Annotated in this window: 19 protein-coding genes; 13 read left to right on the top strand and 6 right to left on the bottom strand. The window is 71.1% G+C overall.

Going from position 1 to position 18,201, the window contains the following annotated elements:
- Window positions 1-78 precede the first annotated feature (78 nt).
- Together MET9862_RS13430 and MET9862_RS13425 are read right to left on the bottom strand one after the other, a co-directional pair.
- Entirely contained in the window at window positions 79-315 is a 237-nt protein-coding gene (locus MET9862_RS13430) for a hypothetical protein (RefSeq protein ID WP_142583464.1), read from the bottom strand.
- Window positions 316-517: 202 nt separating this feature from the next.
- On the bottom strand, window positions 518-892 hold the full coding sequence (locus MET9862_RS13425; RefSeq protein WP_142583463.1) for a PH domain-containing protein: 375 nt from the start codon (window positions 890-892) through the stop codon (window positions 518-520).
- Window positions 893-998: 106 nt separating this feature from the next.
- Here MET9862_RS13425 and MET9862_RS13420 point away from each other — a divergent pair, with 106 nt between their 5' ends.
- The 7 genes from MET9862_RS13420 (at window position 999) to MET9862_RS13390 (ending at window position 6,594) form a co-directional block, all read left to right on the top strand.
- Entirely contained in the window at window positions 999-1,748 is a 750-nt protein-coding gene (locus MET9862_RS13420; RefSeq protein WP_142583462.1) for a pyridoxine 5'-phosphate synthase, read from the top strand.
- Complete coding sequence (gene acpS / locus MET9862_RS13415) at window positions 1,745-2,152, top strand: holo-ACP synthase (RefSeq protein ID WP_142583461.1); 408 nt, start codon at window positions 1,745-1,747, stop codon at window positions 2,150-2,152. The genes MET9862_RS13420 and acpS overlap by 4 nt, the downstream gene beginning before the upstream one ends.
- A gap of 193 nt (window positions 2,153-2,345) precedes the next feature.
- Window positions 2,346-3,146, top strand: coding sequence for a signal peptidase I (gene lepB / locus MET9862_RS13410; RefSeq protein WP_142583460.1), 801 nt, complete (start codon window positions 2,346-2,348; stop codon window positions 3,144-3,146).
- 13 nt (window positions 3,147-3,159) lie between these two features.
- Complete coding sequence (gene rnc / locus MET9862_RS13405; protein ID WP_244612707.1) at window positions 3,160-3,918, top strand: ribonuclease III; 759 nt, start codon at window positions 3,160-3,162, stop codon at window positions 3,916-3,918.
- Entirely contained in the window at window positions 3,911-4,897 is a 987-nt protein-coding gene (gene era / locus MET9862_RS13400; protein ID WP_142583458.1) for a GTPase Era, read from the top strand. Before rnc ends, era begins: the two co-directional genes overlap by 8 nt.
- A 54-nt stretch (window positions 4,898-4,951) precedes the next feature.
- Window positions 4,952-5,869, top strand: a complete 918-nt coding sequence (locus tag MET9862_RS13395; protein WP_142583457.1) for a class I SAM-dependent methyltransferase — start codon at window positions 4,952-4,954, stop codon at window positions 5,867-5,869.
- The gene (locus tag MET9862_RS13390) at window positions 5,866-6,594 is read left to right on the top strand and encodes a pseudouridine synthase (protein WP_142583456.1); all 729 of its coding nucleotides are present in this window, start codon (window positions 5,866-5,868) and stop codon (window positions 6,592-6,594) included. The genes MET9862_RS13395 and MET9862_RS13390 overlap by 4 nt, the downstream gene beginning before the upstream one ends.
- Window positions 6,595-6,599: 5 nt before the next feature.
- Here the strand turns inward: MET9862_RS13390 and MET9862_RS13385 are convergent, their stop codons facing one another.
- The gene (locus MET9862_RS13385; RefSeq protein ID WP_142583455.1) at window positions 6,600-7,034 is read right to left on the bottom strand and encodes a hypothetical protein; all 435 of its coding nucleotides are present in this window, start codon (window positions 7,032-7,034) and stop codon (window positions 6,600-6,602) included.
- A gap of 385 nt (window positions 7,035-7,419) precedes the next feature.
- On the opposite strand from MET9862_RS13385, the gene MET9862_RS13380 reads away from it, so the two are divergent.
- Window positions 7,420-8,481, top strand: a complete 1,062-nt coding sequence (locus tag MET9862_RS13380) for a 30S ribosomal protein S2 (protein WP_142583454.1) — start codon at window positions 7,420-7,422, stop codon at window positions 8,479-8,481.
- Window positions 8,482-8,605: 124 nt separating this feature from the next.
- Window positions 8,606-9,532 (top strand): translation elongation factor Ts, encoded by a 927-nt coding sequence (gene tsf, locus MET9862_RS13375; RefSeq protein WP_142583453.1) that lies wholly within the window; start codon window positions 8,606-8,608, stop codon window positions 9,530-9,532.
- A gap of 75 nt (window positions 9,533-9,607) precedes the next feature.
- On the opposite strand, the gene MET9862_RS13370 is transcribed toward tsf, so the two are convergent.
- Window positions 9,608-10,789, bottom strand: coding sequence for an SMP-30/gluconolactonase/LRE family protein (locus tag MET9862_RS13370; RefSeq protein WP_142583452.1), 1,182 nt, complete (start codon window positions 10,787-10,789; stop codon window positions 9,608-9,610).
- Between the two features lie 40 nt (window positions 10,790-10,829).
- On the bottom strand, window positions 10,830-11,768 hold the full coding sequence (locus MET9862_RS13365) for an SMP-30/gluconolactonase/LRE family protein (protein WP_142583451.1): 939 nt from the start codon (window positions 11,766-11,768) through the stop codon (window positions 10,830-10,832).
- 250 nt (window positions 11,769-12,018) lie between these two features.
- Between MET9862_RS13365 and MET9862_RS13360 the strand changes: the two genes are divergently transcribed.
- A complete protein-coding gene (locus MET9862_RS13360) occupies window positions 12,019-12,696 on the top strand; it encodes a nucleotide-binding protein (protein WP_244612706.1) in 678 nt (225 codons plus the stop codon).
- A 6-nt stretch (window positions 12,697-12,702) separates the two neighbouring features.
- On the opposite strand, the gene MET9862_RS13355 is transcribed toward MET9862_RS13360, so the two are convergent.
- A complete protein-coding gene (locus MET9862_RS13355; protein ID WP_142583450.1) occupies window positions 12,703-14,097 on the bottom strand; it encodes a M20/M25/M40 family metallo-hydrolase in 1,395 nt (464 codons plus the stop codon).
- Window positions 14,098-14,309: 212 nt separating this feature from the next.
- Here MET9862_RS13355 and MET9862_RS13350 point away from each other — a divergent pair, with 212 nt between their 5' ends.
- The 3 genes from MET9862_RS13350 to MET9862_RS13340 are packed head-to-tail and all read left to right on the top strand — an operon-like array spanning window position 14,310 to window position 18,116.
- The gene (locus MET9862_RS13350) at window positions 14,310-14,834 is read left to right on the top strand and encodes a (2Fe-2S)-binding protein (RefSeq protein WP_142583449.1); all 525 of its coding nucleotides are present in this window, start codon (window positions 14,310-14,312) and stop codon (window positions 14,832-14,834) included.
- Window positions 14,831-15,853, top strand: a complete 1,023-nt coding sequence (locus MET9862_RS13345) for an FAD binding domain-containing protein (RefSeq protein WP_142583448.1) — start codon at window positions 14,831-14,833, stop codon at window positions 15,851-15,853. The genes MET9862_RS13350 and MET9862_RS13345 overlap by 4 nt, the downstream gene beginning before the upstream one ends.
- A gap of 7 nt (window positions 15,854-15,860) precedes the next feature.
- The gene (locus tag MET9862_RS13340; protein WP_142583447.1) at window positions 15,861-18,116 is read left to right on the top strand and encodes a xanthine dehydrogenase family protein molybdopterin-binding subunit; all 2,256 of its coding nucleotides are present in this window, start codon (window positions 15,861-15,863) and stop codon (window positions 18,114-18,116) included.
- The last annotated feature ends 85 nt before the right edge of the window (window positions 18,117-18,201 follow it).

The following is an 18,201-nucleotide window of genomic DNA, read 5'->3' as shown; positions in this document are numbered from 1 at the left end:
AGGGCGCCTCGCATCGGTGGATCCCGCCCATGAAAAAGCCCCGGACGGGCCGGGGCTCCAGACGGGCCGCGGACGACCTCAGCGGCAGGTGGTGATGCGGCGCACGACCCAGCCTTCGCCCTCGATCCAGAGGCGTTTGCGGGAACGGCTGCAATTGGCCTCCTCCTCGGGCTCGGCCGCCACGGGCCGCACGGTCGAGGTCGCCTCGGCCACCTTGGCGACGGCGCGGTCGGAGGCCGGCGCGGCGGAGGCGGCGCCGAGACCGACAGCCAGGAGGGGCGCGGCGAGCGCCGTCGCAGCGAGGATCTTCAACATGGCGATCAGGCCCGTTCGGGGGGAGGCGGCGGGTTCGGCGAGAGGGTGGGGCGCCGGTCCGCGTTCAATGTCGTGCTCGCCCCATCAATGCACGGCTCGGCCGTTCGGTTGCACCGAATCGCCACACTTGCGCCATAGAAATCGCTCGGCTGTCCCCAGATGCGCATGAGCGGCGCGTGCGCTCGCGCACCTGTGCTCCGCCCTATTTCAGCGAGGCCGCGATCGCCTGCTGGATGCCGAGCACGTTGGCGCCGCGGCCGAGCGTGCGCTCGATCGGGTCGGGCCGGCCCGAGACCCAGATCTTCAGTTCCGAATCGAGATCGAAGGTGCCGGCCGTCTCCACAGCGAAGCTGGTGATCGCCCGGTAGGGGACGGTCAGATAGGAGACCTTGCGGCCGGTCAGCCCCTGGCGGTCGACCAGGATCAGGCGGCGGTCGGTGAAGACGAAGAGGTCGCGGATCACCCGGAAGGCGACGCGCACCGCCTCGCCCTCCACGAGGATGCCGGCCATCTGCTCGTCCACCTCGCGGGGACCGAGATCGCTGCCGTGGCCGAGCAGGCCGTCGAGGAATCCCATCACTGACCTCCCGCGGAAAGCTTGAGGGCATGTGGGGCTTGCGGCAGGCCGCCGCAATCGGCAGGTGAGGGACGATCCTTCGAGCACAGGGCCCGCCGGACCGACCATGACCGCCCCGAAGCTGCGCCTCGGCGTCAATATCGACCACGTCGCCACCGTGCGGAACGCCCGCGGCGAGGCCTATCCCGACCCGGTGCGCGCCGCGCTGATCGCCGTGGAGGCCGGTGCCGACGGCATCACCGCCCATCTGCGCGAGGACCGGCGCCATATCCGCGACGGCGACATGCGGGCGCTCAAGGAGCGGCTCTCCGTACCCCTCAACTTCGAGATGGCGGCCACCGACGAGATGGTCGGCCTCGCGGTCGCGCTGCGGCCCCACGCCGCCTGCCTCGTGCCCGAGAAGCGCGAGGAGCGCACCACGGAGGGCGGGCTCGACATCGTCGGCGGGCGCGGGCACCTCGCCCCCCGCATCGCCCGCCTCGCCGAGGCCGGCATCCGCGTCTCGCTCTTCGTCGAGCCGGAGCCGGAGGTGATGGAGGCCGCAGCGGCGCTGAACGCCCCGGTGGTGGAGCTGCACACCGGCAGCTATTGCGAGGCGGTGGTGGCGGGCGATCGGCCCCGGATCGCCCACGAACTCGCCCGCATCGTCCGCGCCGCCGGGCACGGGGCCGGCCTCGGCCTGGAGATCCATGCCGGCCACGGCCTGACGCTGGAGAGCGTCGGCCCTGTGGCGGCTTTGCCCGAGATCCGCGAACTCAATATCGGCCACGCGCTGATCGCCGAGGCGATCTTCGTCGGCCTGCCCCAGGCGGTGCGCGACATGCGCGCGGCGATGGATCGGGCGCGGACGCCATGATCGTCGGCATCGGCTCCGACCTCTGCGACATCCGCCGCATCGAGAAATCGCTGGCACGCTTCGGCGAGCGCTTCACGCACCGGGTCTTCACGGAGGGCGAGCGCCTGAAATCCGACCGGCGCGCCGCCCGCGCGCCCTCCTACGCCCGGCGCTTCGCCGCCAAGGAGGCCTGCGCCAAGGCGCTCGGCACCGGGATGAGCCGGGGCGTGTTCTGGCGCGACATGGAGGTGGTGAACCTCCCCGGCGGCAAGCCGACCCTGCGGCTCACGGGCGGCGCGCTCGCGCATCTGCAGAGCCTGATCCCGGCGGGGCACGCGGCGCGCATCCACGTCTCGCTGACCGACGATCCGCCGTTGGCGCAAGCCTTCGTGATCATCGAGGCGGTGTCCTCCGGCACGTCCTGAGACAGTCTTGACGGCGGCCCGCGTTGCGGGGAGACGGCGCTTGCTCTAGACCCCGGCCTCCAGCGGACACGATTGCGGCGCATTCCTGATGCCAAGCCTGTCTTCCAGGCCGGCATTCCACGGGCGATGAGCCGACGTGGCGGGCCCTTGTCCGGCCCCGGCCCGGCAGGGATGCGGCGACGGAATCGAGCTTATGGAACAGGCGCGCGTGAACCAGGACGGCAAGCACGAGATCAAGAGCGCGGAGGGCGGTGCCTGGGCGAGCACCCGCGAGACGCTGAAGGTCGGCATCCAGGCGCTCCTCATTGCCCTGGTGGTGCGCACGCTGCTGTTCCAGCCGTTCAACATCCCCTCGGGTTCGCTGGTGCCGACGCTGCTGATCGGTGACTATCTGTTCGTGTCGAAATACTCCTACGGCTATTCAAAGTACTCGCTGCCCTTGAGCGAATACATTCCCGGCAAGGCGGAGGGGCGCGTCTGGGCGGCGGAGCCGAAGCGCGGCGACATCGCCGTGTTCAAGCTGCCGAAGGACAATGCGACGGATTACATCAAGCGCGTGATCGGCCTGCCCGGCGACAAGATCCAGATGATCGACGGCGTGCTCAACATCAACGGCAAGCCGGTCAAGCGCGAGCGCATCGCCGATTACGAGACCATCGACCCCTACGGCCAGGCCACCAAGGTGCCGCAGTACAACGAGACGCTGCCCAACGGCGTCGTGCACCGGGTGATCGAGCGCGACGGCGACAATGGCTTCTGGGACAAGACCGAACTCTACACCGTGCCGGCCGGCCACTTCTTCATGATGGGCGATAACCGCGACAACTCGACCGATTCGCGCGACCTCGCCAATGTCGGCTACGTGCCGTTCGAGAACTTCGTCGGCCGGGCCGAGATGATCTTCTTCTCGATCGACGAGGGCACGCCCGCCTGGCAGGTCTGGAACTGGCCGGCCAAGGTCCGCTGGGGCCGCCTGTTCAGCACGATCCATTGAGGGACGTGACGCCGTGAGCGACGCCGCGGGTCCCCAGGCTGCCGCGCGGCGCGGCCGCCGCACGAAGCCCCCGCTGGGCCTGCTCGAGGCCCGGATCGGGCACAGCTTCCAGGACCGCACGCTGCTGGAGCGGGCGCTCACGCATGTGAGCAAGGCGGGCGGGCGCGCGGGCAGCTACCAGCGCCTCGAATTCCTCGGCGACCGGGTGCTCGGCCTCGCCGTGGCCGACATCCTCTACGAATCGCTGCCCGGCGCCGACGAGGGGGAGCTTTCCCGCCGTCTCGCGGGGCTGGTGCGGCGCGAGACCTGCGCCGCCGTGGCCGGCGCCTGGGAGGTCGGGCCCCACCTGCTCCTCGGCACCGGCGAGGTCAGCGGCGGCGCGCGGCGCAACCAGACCATCCTGGCCGATGTCTGCGAGGCGATCCTCGGCGCGGTCTATCTCGATGCCGGCTTCGCCAAGGCGCGCGCGGTGGTCGAGGCGGCCTTCCGCCCGGCCGAGATCACCGGTGCCCCGCGCGGCCGGGACGCGAAATCCGCCTTGCAGGAATGGGCGATGGCGCGCAGCCTGTCGCTGCCGGCCTACGCGGTGCTCGACCGGTCGGGGCCCGACCACGCCCCGTGCTACCGCATCGCCGTGGAGGTGGAGGGGCTGGAGCCGGGTATCGGCATCGGCCCCTCGAAGCGGGTCGCCGAGCAGGAGGCCGCGCGCGCCCTGATGGCGCGCGAGGGCATCGCCGAGGGCGCCGACCCCGACGGAACGACGGATGATTGACGAGCAGGACGACCACATCCCCGCGGAGAGCACCGTCCCGGCCGCGCCCGCGACGACGCCCTCGACGCTGCCCGGCACGCCCGAGGGTGCGCGCGCGGGCTTCGTCGCGCTGATCGGCGCGCCGAATGCCGGCAAGTCGACGCTGCTCAACTACCTCGTCGGCACCAAGGTCTCCATCGTCTCGCGCAAGGTGCAGACCACGCGGGCGCTGATCCGCGGCATCGTGATCGAGGACACGGCGCAGGTGGTGCTCGTCGACACCCCCGGCATCTTCGCGCCCAAGCGCCGGCTCGACCGGGCGATGGTCCACTCCGCCTGGAGCGGCGCGGCCGATGCCGATGCGGTCTGCCTGCTGGTGGATGCGCGCAAGGGCGTGGACGAGGAGGTCGAGGCGGTGATCGCCCGCCTCACGGATGTGCGCCGGCCGCGCATCCTGATCCTCAACAAGATCGACCTGATCCCGCGCGAGCGCCTGCTGGAACTCGCCGCCCGCCTCAACGGCCTCCTGCCCTTCGACCAGACCTTCATGGTCTCGGCGCTGAAGGGCGACGGGGTCGAGACCCTGCGCCGACACCTCGCCGCCCTGATGCCGGAGGGGCCCTGGCTCTATCCCGAGGATCAGGTCTCGGACGCACCGCTGCGCATGCTCGCCGCCGAGATCACCCGCGAGAAGATCTACGACCGGCTGCACGAGGAACTGCCCTACCGCTCCACCGTCGAGACCGACCAGTGGCAGGTCCGGCCGGACGGCTCGGTGCGCATCGAGCAGACCATCTTCGTGGAGCGCGAGAGCCAACGCTCGATCGTGCTGGGCAAGGGCGGCCAGACCATCAAGGCGATCGGCCAGGCCGCCCGCATCGAGATCGCCGAGGCGGCCGATGCCAAGGTCCACCTCTTCCTCCACGTGAAGGTGCGTGAGAACTGGGCCGACGACCCCGCCCGCTACCGCGAGATGGGGCTGGAATTTCCCCGGGGCTGACGGCCGGGGCGCGGGACGCGCCCTATCTCCCTCCTCCCGCCTCAGCCGCTTCCCATGCCCGCCCCCATCACCGCCATCCTCTACGGCCAGCCTCCGGCCGAACTCATCGACATGCCGGCAGACGCCGTCCAGGTCTCGCCCCTGATCCCGGGCTCCGCGCGCCTGGAGGACGCGGTGCCGGAGAGCCTCGACGCGGCCATCCTGCTCGCGCCGCCCGGCACCCTTGAGCGGCGCTACGCGCTCGCGCTCGCGCTGCAGGCCCTGCGCCCGGGCGGCCGCCTCGTGGCGCTCGCGCCGAAGGATCGCGGCGGCAGCCGCCTCGCCAAGGAACTCGCCGGCTTCGGCTGCGCCCCGGCCGACGAGGCGCGGCGCCACCACCGCATCTGCAGCGTGGCCCGGCCGGAGCACCTCGCCGGGATCGCCCCGGCGCTCGCGGACGGCGCCCCGCGCCATGTCGACAACCTCGCGCTCTGCACGCAGCCCGGCATCTTCTCCTGGGACCGGCTCGATCCGGGCAGCGCGCTGCTCCTCTCGGTGCTGCCGCCCCTGGCCGGCCGCGGCGCCGATCTCGGCTGCGGCCTCGGCATCCTGGCCCGCGCCGTGCTGGCCACGCCTTCGGTGACCGGCCTCACCCTGATCGACATCGACCGGCGCGCCGTGGAGATGGCCCGGCGCAACGTCGCGGATGCCCGGGCCACCATCGCCTGGGCCGATCTCCGCGCGCCGCATCCGGACCTCGCCCGGCTCGATTTCGTGGTGATGAACCCGCCCTTCCACGATGGCGGCGCCGAAGACCGGGCGCTCGGCCAGGGCTTCGTCGCCCGCGCCGCGGAGGCCCTGCGCCCGGGCGGCACGCTCTGGCTCACCGCCAACGCCCATCTGCCCTACGAGCGCGTGCTCGCCGAGCGCTTCTCCGCGGTGACGCAGCGGGCGGCGGAGGGCGGCTACAAGGTCTACGAGGCCCGTCGATGAAGGCGACGCGCCTCGACAAGCTGCTCGCCAATCTCGGCTACGGCTCGCGCCGCGAGATCCAGGCGCTCGCCCGCGCGGGCGCGATCCGCCTCGACGGCGCGGAGATCGCGGATGCCGGCGCGCGCATCCCGCTCGCGCCCGACCTGCCCGAACGGCTGAGCGTGGACGGGGAGGGCCTCGACCCGCTGCCCGGCCTCTGCCTGATGCTGCACAAGCCGCTCGGCGTCACCTGCTCGCACAAGGAGGCGGGCCCCCTGGTCTACGGCCTGTTCCCCGAGCGCTGGCGCCGCCGCGACCCGCCGCTCTCGACGGTCGGCCGCCTCGACAAGGAGACCTCGGGCCTCCTCCTCGTCACCGACGACGGCGCGCTGCTGCACCGGATCATCGCCCCGAAGGCGCGTGTCGCCAAGCGCTATCAGGTCGCGCTGGATCGGCCGCTGAGGGGCGACGAGGGCGACATCCTGGCTTCCGGAACCCTGATGCTGGAGGGCGAGGACAGCCCGCTCCTGCCGGTCGCCTTCGAGGGCCACGATGCGACGCATTGCGCCGTGACGCTCACCGAGGGGCGCTACCATCAGGTCCGGCGCATGTTCGCGGCGCTCGGCAACCACGTCGCGGCGCTCCACCGCGACCGGGTCGGCGGGCTCGACCTGCCGGCCGGTCTGGAGCCGGGCGGCTACCGCATCCTGGACGCGGCCGGGATCGCGGCCCTGTTCGCGGGCTGACCTCGCTACCAGCTCAGGCCGAGGACCGACTTCGTCGCGCTCGCCTCGGCCCGCCGGAGCGCGTCGATCAGATCCGTCATCGCCTCGATCGCGAGACGCCGCTGCGTCTCGATATCGGCCCAGGGCGCGCGGTCGATCGAGGCGGCGAGGAGATCCGAGGCCGCCCGGGCCGATTCCAGCGTCCGCGCGATCGCCGGGTCGGGATCGACCCAGTCGAGCAGGCAGTTGCTCATGGCGGCCGAGGCCTCGCGCAGCCAGTCGGTCGAGCCCACTCCGGCGCGCAGGATCGCGTCGTGCCAGGGCTCGAGCAGGAAGGCGAGCCAGGGATGCAGGCCGGCCAGGGCCGGGTTGCCGCCCCCCTCCGGGATGATCCAGTCGGTCGTCTCGATCGTCCGGATGACGGGATCGCGCGACCAGTCGTTCTTGCGGGCTGCAACCATGGCGCTCCCTCTTCGGCTTCCGGCGAGCGAAGGCTATTGCAGATGGCGGCTGCTCTGACGATCACAAACATTAATGAAAGCCGGCAACGAACCTGATTTCCGGTAACAAAGATCCTGATGTGTGGAGGGATGAAAATCGCAGCCGCGACTGAATCCTGAATTATTCTGATCCGCAGTCCGGTCCACACGCTCGAGGCAAGGGTCGGGCCGGAGTTCATCTGCGCCGCAGATCCGCCGAGCCGGTTGCGTCGGGCCGCCCGCTCTGCTATGGCGCCGCCCATTCCACACGCGGGGCTGGCCTCATGACTGAATGAGGCGTTTCCGGTGGCTGGCCGAACGGGCCGGTCGCTTCCTCCGCGGCGGTACAACCGGAGAGATACGAATCATGGCCGTCGATTTCAGCATGCGTCAGCTCCTCGAGGCTGGCGCCCATTTCGGTCACCAGTCGCACCGCTGGAACCCGAAGATGCAGCCCTACATCTTCGGCACCCGCAACAACATCCACATCATCGACCTCGCCCAGACCGTGCCGGCGATGCACCACGCCCTGCAGGCGGTGAGCGACACGGTGGCCCGCGGCGGCCGCGTGCTGTTCGTCGGCACCAAGCGGCAGGCGGCGGACGCCATCGCCGAGGCGGCCAAGCGCTCGGCCCAGTACTACGTCAACTCCCGCTGGCTCGGCGGCATGCTGACCAACTGGAAGACCATCTCGGGCTCGATCTCGCGCCTGCGCAAGGTCACGGAGACGCTGGAGACCGGCGCCCAGGGCCTGACCAAGAAGGAGCGCCTGATGCTGTCCCGCGAGAAGGACAAGCTCGAGAAGGCGCTCGGCGGCATCAAGGACATGGGCGGCGTGCCCGACCTCCTGTTCGTGATCGACACCAACAAGGAGCAGCTGGCGATCAAGGAGGCGAACCGCCTCGGCATCCCGGTCGCGGCCATCGTCGACACCAACTGCAACCCTGACGGCATCGCCCACATCGTGCCGGCCAACGACGACGCGGGCCGCGCCATCGCGCTGTACTGCGACCTCGTCGCCCGCGCCGCGATCGACGGCATCTCCCGCGCCCAGGGCTCGTCGGGCGTCGACCTCGGCGCCTCCGAGGAGCCGATGGCCGAGGAGCTGCCGGCCAACGACGACCTCGCCGTCTCCTCCGACGCCCTCGATCCGGCGGATGTGGCGATGCTGGCCGAGTCGACCGAGCATTTCGAGCTGCTCGCCGCCCCGCGCGGCGCGCCGGATGACCTGACCAAGCTCAACGGCGCCGGCCCGCAGATCGTGCAGAAGCTGAACGACGCCGGCATCTACCATTACTGGCAGATCGCCGCGATGACCGCCGACGACGTCGCCAAGGTCGATTCCGACCTGAAGCTCAACGGCCGCATCGCCCGCGACGGTTGGGTCGACCAGGCCCGCGGCTTCGTCGAGGCCGCCGCCGCCGCCTGATCGGTCCCCGGCCGCGGCGATGTTCCCTCGTCGCCGCACCGCGATCTGAAGAACCACGCCGGGCCCGGCGCTCCCGCAGAGCGTCGGGCCCCTCTTATCTGAGACCCCTCTGAAAGGACCGGCCATGGCCAACATCACCGCCGCGATGGTGAAGGAGCTCCGCGAGAAGACCGGCGCGGGCATGATGGACTGCAAGGGCGCGCTGAACGAGACCCAGGGCGATCTCGAGGCCGCCGTCGACTGGCTGCGCAAGAAGGGCCTTGCCAAGGCCGCCAAGAAGGCCGGCCGCGTCGCCGCCGAGGGCCTCGTCGCCGTCGAATCCGCCGGCCGTCACGCCGCGGTGGTCGAGGTGAACTCCGAGACCGACTTCGTCGCCCGCAACGACGCCTTCCAGGCCTTCGCGCGCGAGGCGGCCAAGATCGCCCTCAACACCGATGGCAGCCTCGAGGGCCTGCAGGCCGCGCACTTCCCGGGTGCCTCCGAGACGGTCGGCGACAAGCTGCAGAGCCTGATCGCCACCATCGGCGAGAACATGACCCTGCGCCGCGTCGCCAAGCTCGAAGTGGGCAAGGGCGTGATCGCCTCCTACGTCCACAACCAGATCTCGGACGGCCTCGGCAAGATCGGCGTGCTCGTCGCGCTCGAGTCCGAGGGTGACGTGGAGGCGCTCTCGGCGCTGGGCCGCCAGATCGCCATGCACGTGGCCGCGACCAACCCGGTGGCGCTGGACGCCTCGGGCGTCGACGCCGCCACCGTCGAGCGCGAGTCGAACATCCTGCGCGAGAAGAACGCCGGCAAGCCGGACCACGTGCTCGCCAAGATCATCGAGAGCGGCCTGAAGAGCTACTACAAGGAGGTCACCCTCCTGGAGCAGCCCTTCGTGCATGACGGCTCGAAGACGATCTCGCAGGTGCTGAAGGAGGCCGCGGGCAAGGTCGGCGCGCCGGTCACCCTCACGGCTTTCGTGCGCTACGCCCTCGGCGAGGGCATCGAGAAGGAAGAGGGGCCGGACTTCGCGACCGAGGTCGCCCAGCAGGCCGGCCGCGCCTGATCCGTTCTCGGACAGGCCGCGTGACGTGAGAGACGAGCCCCGGCCGCAAGGCCGGGGCTTTTCTCATGTCTGGCCTCAGCGCCCGTCCACCGGATCCGCGTCGATGCGCATCCGCAGGATCGCGTAGGGCGGCTTCTGCAGGTCCCGGCCGCCGTTGAATTCCGGCCGCCGGTTCACCTGCGCCGCCGAGACGTAGAGCCAGCGGTCGGGCGTGATCCAGAAGGTGTCGGCCCAGACCAGGCGCGGGTCGGCGGCGAGCACGCTGATGCGCCCATCCGGTTCGCGCCGGCCGACGGCATTGTGCTCCTGCAGGCTCAGATAGATCCGGTCCTGCGAATCGGTGGTGAGGCCCCCGGTCATGCCCTTCTCGCCGAGATCCTGCACCGTGGCGGCCACGGCCGCGTCGCTCGCCTTCGGATCGAGCAGGCCAGCCGTCTCCACGGCGTAGAGCCTGCGGCCCATCAGCGGCGCATAGTAGAGGCGCGTGCCGTCCGGGCTGAGCGCGATGCCGTTGGCGCCGCCCTTCGGGTGCTGGGGCGGACCGTCGCCCTTGGTCTGCATCACCGGGCGGTCCTCGACGAACTTGACGATGCCCTTCTGCGACTTGGTGCTGGCATGGCCGTCGAGGCGACGCATCACCAGCCCGCTCTGCAGATCGACGGCGAGGATGGCGCCCTCCTCGCCCTGGCCCTGATCGGTGATGTAGGCGACCGGCCGCCCGTCGCGACTGCCGACGCGGAGGTCGTTCAGCGAGGAGGTCGGGGTGATGCCGGAATCGAGCGGCACCACCCGCAGGACGCGGTTCTGCCCGAGATCGACCTGAACCAGCTTCGCGCCGCCCGGCACCGGCGCACCCTTGCCCTCGGGCAGGCCGGCATCGAGGAGCCAGAGGGTGTCGTCGCGGTCGAACACGCCGTTCGGCACGTGGAACAGGCTGGCCTGGGGGCGGCCCGGATCCGGCCGGTTCGCCTGCGCATCCGGATAGGGTGTCACGGTGCCGTCCGGCATCACCTCGCCCACCGTGATCGGCACTTGCGCCGTGAAGCGGGGCATCATCACGAAGACGCGCCCGCTGCGGGAAATGGCGAGCCCCGTCGGCGTGGAGGGCGCGTCGGCGGCCAGCGCCAGTTCGAGGCCGCCGACCGGCCGGCTCGCACTCACCTCCGAATGCGCCCCCGAATTCGCCTCCGGGGCGGCCAGGGCAGGGCCGCCCGCGAGAAGGAGCGCGCCGGTCAGGAGAGTGCGTCGGTCGGTCATGCTTCGCTCGGTTTGGCTTGCGCGGATTCGGCTCGGCCCATCAGGCACGCAGGGGAATCGCGTGGATCGCGTGGGAGGCGGCGATGAAGAGGCGCCCCGGCGCGAGGGCGAGGTTGCCTGCCACCGTCGGTGTGGCGATGCGCCCGAGCGGGGTGCCGTCCGGGGCGTAGATCCGCACGCCGTCGATGCAGGCGGCGAAGACGCGGCCCGCGGCATCGACCTTGAGGCCGTCCGGCACGCCGGCCTCGATCGCGGCGAAGACGCGCGGCCGGCCGAGCCGCCCGCCCTCCACGGAGAAGGCGTGGATCGCCCGGCCGCCCTCGGGATTGAGAGAGGCCCCCGCCTCGCTGACGTAGAGGATGCGCCCGTCCGGCGAGAAGGCGAGACCGTTCGGCTGGTCGAGGGCATCCGTCATCGCCTCGACGCGGCCCGGCTCGGGGATGCGGTAGACGCGGCGCGCGCCCTGCTCGGGCACCGTCTGGATACCCTCCTCCGGCTCGGTGATGCCGAAGACCGGATCGGTGAACCAGATCGCCCCGTCCGGCCCGGCGACAGCGTCGTTGGGCGAATTCAGCCGCTTGCCCGCGAAGCGGTCGGCCAGCACCGTCAGGGAGCCGTCGGTCTCCCGGCGCACCACGCGGCGGGTGCGGTGCTCGCAGGTGACGAGGCGTCCCTGCGGGTCGAGGGTGTTGCCGTTGGCGTTGTCCGAGGGCGCACGGAAGCTGCGCACCCCGTCCTCCCCGAGCACCAGGATCCGGTTCGCCTTCACGTCGCTGAAGATCAGGCCTCCGAGCGCGGGCGCCCAGCACGGCCCCTCACACCAGCGCCCGTCCGTGTAGAGCGTGGCGAGCCGCGCCTGCGGATCGACGACCGCCTCGAGACGGGGATCGTCCGCGCGGATGATTGCGGCGGAGGCGGGCGGGGTGGCGGCGAGGGCGAGCGCGGCCCCGAGCAGGGCGCGTCGGTTCAGCTCTGGCATGCGGCTCCTGCGGGGTAATCCGCCGGGCCAACGCGTGGGGGGCGCCCCCGATCCCGAACGGGATGCGCCGATTCACCCAGAGTGCGGAAACATGTCCGGTCCCCGTAGCCGCCTGGGGCCGCGTACCTTAAGCAGCGCACGTCCGGGATCCTGCACCCGGATGCGAGATGCAATTCCTAGAGACGGTGCCGATGGCTCCCCGATCGTCCGACGCCGGGCCGCCCGCGCGGCCCGCTTCCTGAGCGCCGGCATGGCGACGGGTTCGCATCCCGGTCGGCCGCCCGGCCGCATGCGGATCGTCGCCCTGGCGGTCCAGAAGGGCGGCACCGGCAAGACGACGCTCGCCGCCTCCCTGGCCGTGGCGGCGGCCGAGGCCGGCGAGCGGGTCTGCGCCCTCGATCTCGATCCGCAGGGCTCGCTCGCGGGCTGGGGCGCGCTGCGGGGCGGCCTCGATCCCCTGGTCGACCGGATCCAGCCCTGGGAGACGGGCCAGCTCGCCGAGATCCTGGAGCAGCACGCCGCGCAGGGGCGCACACTCGCGCTCCTCGACACGGCGGGCACGGCGGCCGGCGGGCTCGGCCTCGCATTCAAGCTCGCCGACCTCGTGCTGATTCCGATCCGGCCCTCCCGGCTCGACCTGATGGCGGCGCAGCCGACCATCCTGTCCATGGCCCGCCAGGGCCTGCGCGAGCGCGTCGCCCTGGTGCTGAACCAGTGTCCGCCGCCGCCCTCGCCGCGCACCGGCCTCTACGCCCAGCAATTGCGCGCGCTGGGCGTGCTCGCCGAGCCGGCCCTGGTCCAGCGCGTCGACCATCAGGACGCCCTGGCCCTCGGCCGTGGCGTCACCGAGCAGGCGCCGGGCGGGCCCGCCGCGGAGGAGTTGCGGGCGCTCTGGGCCTGGGTGACGCGGCGGATCGGACGGGGCTGAGGGCGTTCAGCCGCGCCCGGCCTCGCCGAAGGCGGCCAGGATCCGCGCCCAGGAGCGCGTGCCCTTGTGGAAGCTGCGCAGGTCGTACTTCTCGTTCGGCGAGTGGATGCGGTCGTCGTCGAGGCCGAAGCCGATCAGCAGCGTGTTGCGGTCGAGGATGCGCTTGAAGTCGCCGACGATCGGGATCGAGCCGCCCGCGCCGACCGTCACGGCCTCCGCCCCCCATTCCTCGGCGAGCGCCCGCTTGGCGAGGGCCAGTTCCGGCATGTCGAAGGGCAGGCTCACCGCGCGCGAGCCCTTGTAGGTGATCACCTCGACGGTGCAGTCGGCGGGCACGCGCGCGCGCACGAAGGCTTCGAAGGATTGCGCCAGGGCCTGCGGGTCCTGGTCGTCCACGAGGCGGAACGAGATCTTGGCCGAGGCCGTGCTCGCGATCACCGTCTTGGTGCCCTCGCCGGTATAGCCGCCGATGATGCCGTTGACGTCGCAGGCGGGCCGCGACTGGATCAGCTCGATCGGCATGCGCCCGCGCTCACCGGCCGGCTCCTTGAGGCCGATCGGCCCGAGGAACTTCTCCGGCGTCAGGCCGAGGCCGCGCCACTGCTCCAGAACCTCGGGCGGGCGCTCATGCACGCCCTCGTAGAAGCCGGGGATCGTCACGCGCCCGTCCGCGTCGTGCAGGTCGGCGACGATCTTGGACAGGACGTGGATCGGGTTGCGCGCCGCGCCGCCGAAGAAGCCCGAATGCAGGTCGCGGTCGGCGCAGGTGACCTTGACCTCGAAATAGCACAGGCCGCGCAGGGAGGTGGTGATGGCCGGGGTCTGCGCGTCCCACATCGAGGTGTCGCAGACGAGGACCACGTCGCAGCCGAGCTTGTCCCGGTTCGCGGCGACCCATTCGGGCAGGCCCTGCGAGCCGTTCTCCTCGGCGCCCTCGACCAGGATGGTGACGCCGCAGGGCAGTTCCCCGCTCATGGCGATATGGGCGCGGCAGGCCTCGACGAAGGTCATCACCTGGCCCTTGTCGTCGGAGGCGCCGCGCCCGACGATGCGCCTCTGTCCGTCCGGACCGTCCGCGATGCGCGGCTCGAACGGCGGCGTCTCCCACAGCTCCAGCGGATCGACCGGCTGCACGTCGTAATGGCCGTAGAACAGCACGTGCGGCGTGCCGGGCTTCGGCCTGTGCGCCAGCACCACCGGATAGAGGCTCGTCTCGTGCACGCCGGTCTCGAAGCCCAGAGCCGTCAGGTCCTTGGCGAGCCAGCCGGCGGCCTCGCGGCAGGCGCCGGCATAGGCCGGGTCGGTCGAGATCGATTCGATCCTGAGGAACGCGAACAGGCGCTCCAGGGCGCCGTCGAGGTCTCGGTCGATATCGTTCAGGATCGCGTCGAGCGCGGCCATCGCACAGGTCTCCGGGGACAGGTCCGCCGACAGGGTTAGCCGATGCGCGGGCCGAACGGAACGGTGCCGGGCCGGTCGCGGACCTGCTCCGGGGGAACGGCATCACCTTGGAACGGTTGTGAGGTGAGACCGGGCGCGCCGCTGAGGCAGCGGGATCGCGTCCCATTCTCGCGGGCCGCGACGCGGCCCGAGCGCATTTCCGGGAAGGTCCCATGCTCATCGAAAGCGGTTCGCCCGTCGCGGCGGATACCAGGGTCGGCATCAGCCTGACGATCAACGGCCAGCGGCGCGACCTGCAGGTGGCGCCCTGGACCACGCTGCTCGACCTTCTGCGCGAGCATCTCGACCTCACCGGCACCAAGAAGGGCTGCGACCACGGCCAGTGCGGCGCCTGCACGGTGCTGGTGAACGGCACCCGCGTGAATTCCTGCCTCGCCCTCGCTGTGATGAAGGACGGGGCCGAGATCACCACCGTCGAGGGGCTGGCCGCCCTCTCGGGCGAGGGCCGCAACAGCCTGCACCCGATCCAGGAGGCCTTCATCGAGCACGACGCCTTCCAGTGCGGCTACTGCACGCCGGGCCAGCTCTGCTCCTCGGTCGGCCTGATGAATGAGGGCCACGCGAAGTCCCGCGACGAGATCCGCGAGGCGATGAGCGGCAACATCTGCCGCTGCGGCGCCTACACCAACATCGTGGACGCGATCGAGGACGTGATGGGCCAGGGAGGCGGCCGATGAACCGGTTCGACTATGTCCGGGCCGGCACCGTCGCCGAGGCGGTCCAGGCCTTCGCCGGCGCCGAAGGCTCGCGCTTCATCGCGGGCGGCACCAATCTGATCGACCTGATGAAATACGACGTGGAGCGCCCGGGGCGCCTCGTCGACATCACCCGGCTGCCGCTCGACCGGATCGAGGAGCGCGACGGGGGCTTGCGCCTCGGCGCGCTCGCGACGAACGCGCAGGTCGCCTACGACGCACGGGTGCAGAGCCGCTACCCGTTGCTGGCGAACGCGATCCTGGCCGGGGCCTCGGCGCAGCTCCGCAACGCCGCCTCGACCGGCGGCAACCTCCTGCAGCGCACCCGCTGCTACTACTTCTACGACACGGCCACGCCCTGCAACAAGCGCGAGCCCGGCTCCGGCTGCTCGGCGATCGGCGGCGTCGCCCGGATCCACGCGATCTTCGGCACCAGCGCGCATTGCATCGCCACCCATCCCTCCGACATGTGCGTGGCGCTGGCCGCGCTGGAGGCCGTGGTGCAGGTGAGCGGCCCCGAGGGCGAGCGCAGCATCCCCTTCGCCGAGTTCCACCGCCTGCCGGGCGACAGCCCGCAGACGGACACCACCCTCAAGCCCGGCGAGATCGTCGTGGCGGTGGATCTGCCCGCGCGCGAGTTCGGGCCGCACTTCACCTACCTCAAGCTGCGCGACCGGCTCTCCTACGCCTTCGCGCTGGTCTCCGTCGCGGCGGCCCTCGAACTGGACGGCGACCGGGTGAAGACCGCCCGTCTCGCCCTCGGCGGCGTCGCGCACAAGCCCTGGCGCAACCGGGAGGCCGAGGAACTGCTGCAGGGCAAGCCCGCGACCCGCGAATCCTTCCAGGCGGCTGCCGATCGCGTCGTCGCCGAGGCGAAGACCCAGGGCGGACCCCAGGGCAACGCCTTCAAGGTGGAGCTGGCGCGGCGCGCCATCGTGCGCGGCCTGGAACAGGCCGCCGCGGGCACGCCCCAGTCCATCTCCGACAAGCGCATCCAGTGAGAGCCCGATGACCCAGACCTTCTCCTCCACGGGGCATGACCGGTTCGTCGGCACCCCGCGCAGCCGTGTGGACGGACCGGCCAAGGTGACCGGCCTCGCCAAATATGCCGGCGAGTTCACGGCCCCCGACCTGCTCCACGGCTATGTCGTCTCCGGCGCCATCGCCCGGGGCCGGATCACGGCGATCGACACCGCCGCGGCCGAGGCGGTGCCCGGCGTCGTCAAGGTGCTGACCCACGAGAACCGCCCGCGCACCGCCTGGCTCGACTACAATTACCAGGACGCCGTGGCGCCGCCCGGCTCGCCCTTCCGCGCACTCTACGACGACAAGATCCACTATAGCGGCCAGCCGGTCGCCCTGGTGATCGCCGAGGATTTCGACACGGCCCGCCACGCCGCGACCCTGGTGCGGGTCGACTACGCGCCGGAGACGCCCGAGACCGACCTCGCCGCGGCTGCCGGCAGCGCCTACGACCCGCCCATGAAGCGCAACGGCATCAAGCCGCCGCCGAAGCCCTGGGGCGATCCGGATGCGGTCTTCGACACCTCGGCCGTGAAGGTCCGGGAGCAATACACGCTCGCCACCGAGCATCATAACCCGATGGAGCCGCACGCCTCGACGGTGATCGTCGAAGCCGACGGCAGCTACACGGTCTACGACAAGATCCAGGGCGTCTCGAACAGCCACGGCTACATCACCAGCGTGTTCGGCCTGTCCAAGGACAAGGTTCGGGTGATGAACCCGTATCTCGGCGGCGGCTTCGGCTCGGGCCTGCGGCCGCAATACCAGCTCTTCCTGGCGATGCTCGCCGCGCGCGACCTCGGGCGTTCGGTGCGCGTGGTGCTGACCCGTGACCAGATGTGGAGCTTCAGCTTCCGGCCGGAATCGCTCCAGACCGTGAGCCTCGGCGCGGACCGGGACGGCACCCTCCAGGCGCTCAGCCACGACGCCGTGCAGCAGACCTCGCGCTTCGAGGACTACCAGGAGGTCGTCGTCAACTGGTCGGGCGTGCTCTACAAGTGCGGGAACGTCGCCCTGACCTACAAGCTCGCCAAGCTCGACACCTTCACCCCGGCCGACATGCGCGCGCCCGGTGCCGTGACCGGCGTCTACGCCATCGAGACGGCGATGGACGAGCTCGCCTACGCCGCGGGGATCGACCCGATCGCGCTCCGGCTGAAGAACTACACCGAGAAGGACCAGACCGCCGAGGATAAGCCCTTCGGCTCGAAGGCGCTGAAGGCCTGTTTCGCGGAAGGCGCCGAGCGCTTCGGCTGGGCCAAGCGCAACCCGGAGCCGCGCTCCATGCGCGAGGGGCGCGAGCTCGTCGGCTGGGGCGTGGCCACCGGCGTCTGGGAATCGATGATGCAGCAATCGAGCGCCCACGCCATCCTCGGTGCGGATGGCCGGCTCGAGGTCGGCAACTCGACGGGCGACCTCGGCACCGGCACCTACACGATCCTCACCCAGATCGCCGCCGACACGCTCGGCCTGCCGATGGAGGACGTGACGACGAAGCTCGGCGACACGAAGCTGCCCGAGGCCCCGGTGGCCGGCGGCTCGTGGACGGCGGCCTCGTCCGGCACGGCGGTGATGAAGGCCTGCCGGGATGTCGCCGAACAGGTCTTCAAGCTCGCCCGCACGATGGAGGATTCGCCCCTCGCCAATGTCGATTTCGAGCGCGTCGCCTTCGCGAAGGGCCGCATCGCGGTGGCGGGCGATCCCGGCCGCAGCGTCGCCCTGGTCGACGTGCTGCGCGCGGCCGGCGTCGACAGGGTCGAGGCCACGGCCGAGGCCGGGCCCGACAAGGACTTCAACGCCAAGTACGAGGCCTATACCCATTCCGCGATCTTCGCCGAGGTGAAGATCGACGAGGAGCTCGGTCAGGTACGGCTCACCCGCATCGTCTCGGCGATCGCGGCCGGCAAGGTGCTGAATCCGAAGACCGCGCGCAGCCAGATCCTCGGCGGCGTGGTCATGGGCATCGGCTCGGCGCTGGAGGAGGAGTCCATGATGGACACCCGGATCGGCCGGTTCATGAACCACAATCTCGGCGAGTACCACGTGCCGGTGAATGCCGACATCCACGACATCGAGGTGATCTTCGTGGAGGAGGAGGACCGGGCGAACCCGCTCGGCGTGAAGGGGCTCGGCGAGATCGGCGTGGTCGGCACCGCGGCGGCCATCGCCAACGCGGTCTTCCACGCCACCGGCAAGCGCATCCGCCACCTGCCGATCACGGTGGACAAGATCATCGCGTGAGGCTGATCGGGGCTTCTTGTTGAACAGACCGGTCCGCCGCGGATCCCCGTGCCCCGCGCGCGGGGAGGGGCTCAGCCGGCCCTGT

The sequence above is a fragment of the Methylobacterium symbioticum genome, assembly GCF_902141845.1.
In the GTDB taxonomy this organism is placed as follows: Bacteria; Pseudomonadota; Alphaproteobacteria; order Rhizobiales; family Beijerinckiaceae; genus Methylobacterium; species Methylobacterium symbioticum.
This window is presented reverse-complemented; position numbering and strand designations above follow the sequence as displayed.

What these genes read in the sequence shown, in the direction of transcription:
- tsf (WP_142583453.1), top strand. Translation starts at nt 8,606, where the DNA reads ATGGCCAACATCACCGCCGCGATGGTGAAGGAGCTCCGCGAGAAGACC.
- MET9862_RS13370 (WP_142583452.1), bottom strand. Translation starts at nt 10,789, where the DNA reads ATGACCGACCGACGCACTCTCCTGACCGGCGCGCTCCTTCTCGCGGGC.
- MET9862_RS13430 (WP_142583464.1), bottom strand. Translation starts at nt 315, where the DNA reads ATGTTGAAGATCCTCGCTGCGACGGCGCTCGCCGCGCCCCTCCTGGCT.
- MET9862_RS13365 (WP_142583451.1), bottom strand. Translation starts at nt 11,768, where the DNA reads ATGCCAGAGCTGAACCGACGCGCCCTGCTCGGGGCCGCGCTCGCCCTC.
- MET9862_RS13340 (WP_142583447.1), top strand. Translation starts at nt 15,861, where the DNA reads ATGACCCAGACCTTCTCCTCCACGGGGCATGACCGGTTCGTCGGCACC.
- MET9862_RS13420 (WP_142583462.1), top strand. Translation starts at nt 999, where the DNA reads ATGACCGCCCCGAAGCTGCGCCTCGGCGTCAATATCGACCACGTCGCC.
- MET9862_RS13350 (WP_142583449.1), top strand. Translation starts at nt 14,310, where the DNA reads ATGCTCATCGAAAGCGGTTCGCCCGTCGCGGCGGATACCAGGGTCGGC.
- MET9862_RS13385 (WP_142583455.1), bottom strand. Translation starts at nt 7,034, where the DNA reads ATGGTTGCAGCCCGCAAGAACGACTGGTCGCGCGATCCCGTCATCCGG.
- acpS (WP_142583461.1), top strand. Translation starts at nt 1,745, where the DNA reads ATGATCGTCGGCATCGGCTCCGACCTCTGCGACATCCGCCGCATCGAG.
- MET9862_RS13360 (WP_244612706.1), top strand. Translation starts at nt 12,019, where the DNA reads ATGGCGACGGGTTCGCATCCCGGTCGGCCGCCCGGCCGCATGCGGATC.
- MET9862_RS13345 (WP_142583448.1), top strand. Translation starts at nt 14,831, where the DNA reads ATGAACCGGTTCGACTATGTCCGGGCCGGCACCGTCGCCGAGGCGGTC.
- MET9862_RS13425 (WP_142583463.1), bottom strand. Translation starts at nt 892, where the DNA reads ATGGGATTCCTCGACGGCCTGCTCGGCCACGGCAGCGATCTCGGTCCC.
- MET9862_RS13390 (WP_142583456.1), top strand. Translation starts at nt 5,866, where the DNA reads ATGAAGGCGACGCGCCTCGACAAGCTGCTCGCCAATCTCGGCTACGGC.
- MET9862_RS13380 (WP_142583454.1), top strand. Translation starts at nt 7,420, where the DNA reads ATGGCCGTCGATTTCAGCATGCGTCAGCTCCTCGAGGCTGGCGCCCAT.
- era (WP_142583458.1), top strand. Translation starts at nt 3,911, where the DNA reads ATGATTGACGAGCAGGACGACCACATCCCCGCGGAGAGCACCGTCCCG.
- MET9862_RS13395 (WP_142583457.1), top strand. Translation starts at nt 4,952, where the DNA reads ATGCCCGCCCCCATCACCGCCATCCTCTACGGCCAGCCTCCGGCCGAA.
- MET9862_RS13355 (WP_142583450.1), bottom strand. Translation starts at nt 14,097, where the DNA reads ATGGCCGCGCTCGACGCGATCCTGAACGATATCGACCGAGACCTCGAC.
- lepB (WP_142583460.1), top strand. Translation starts at nt 2,346, where the DNA reads ATGGAACAGGCGCGCGTGAACCAGGACGGCAAGCACGAGATCAAGAGC.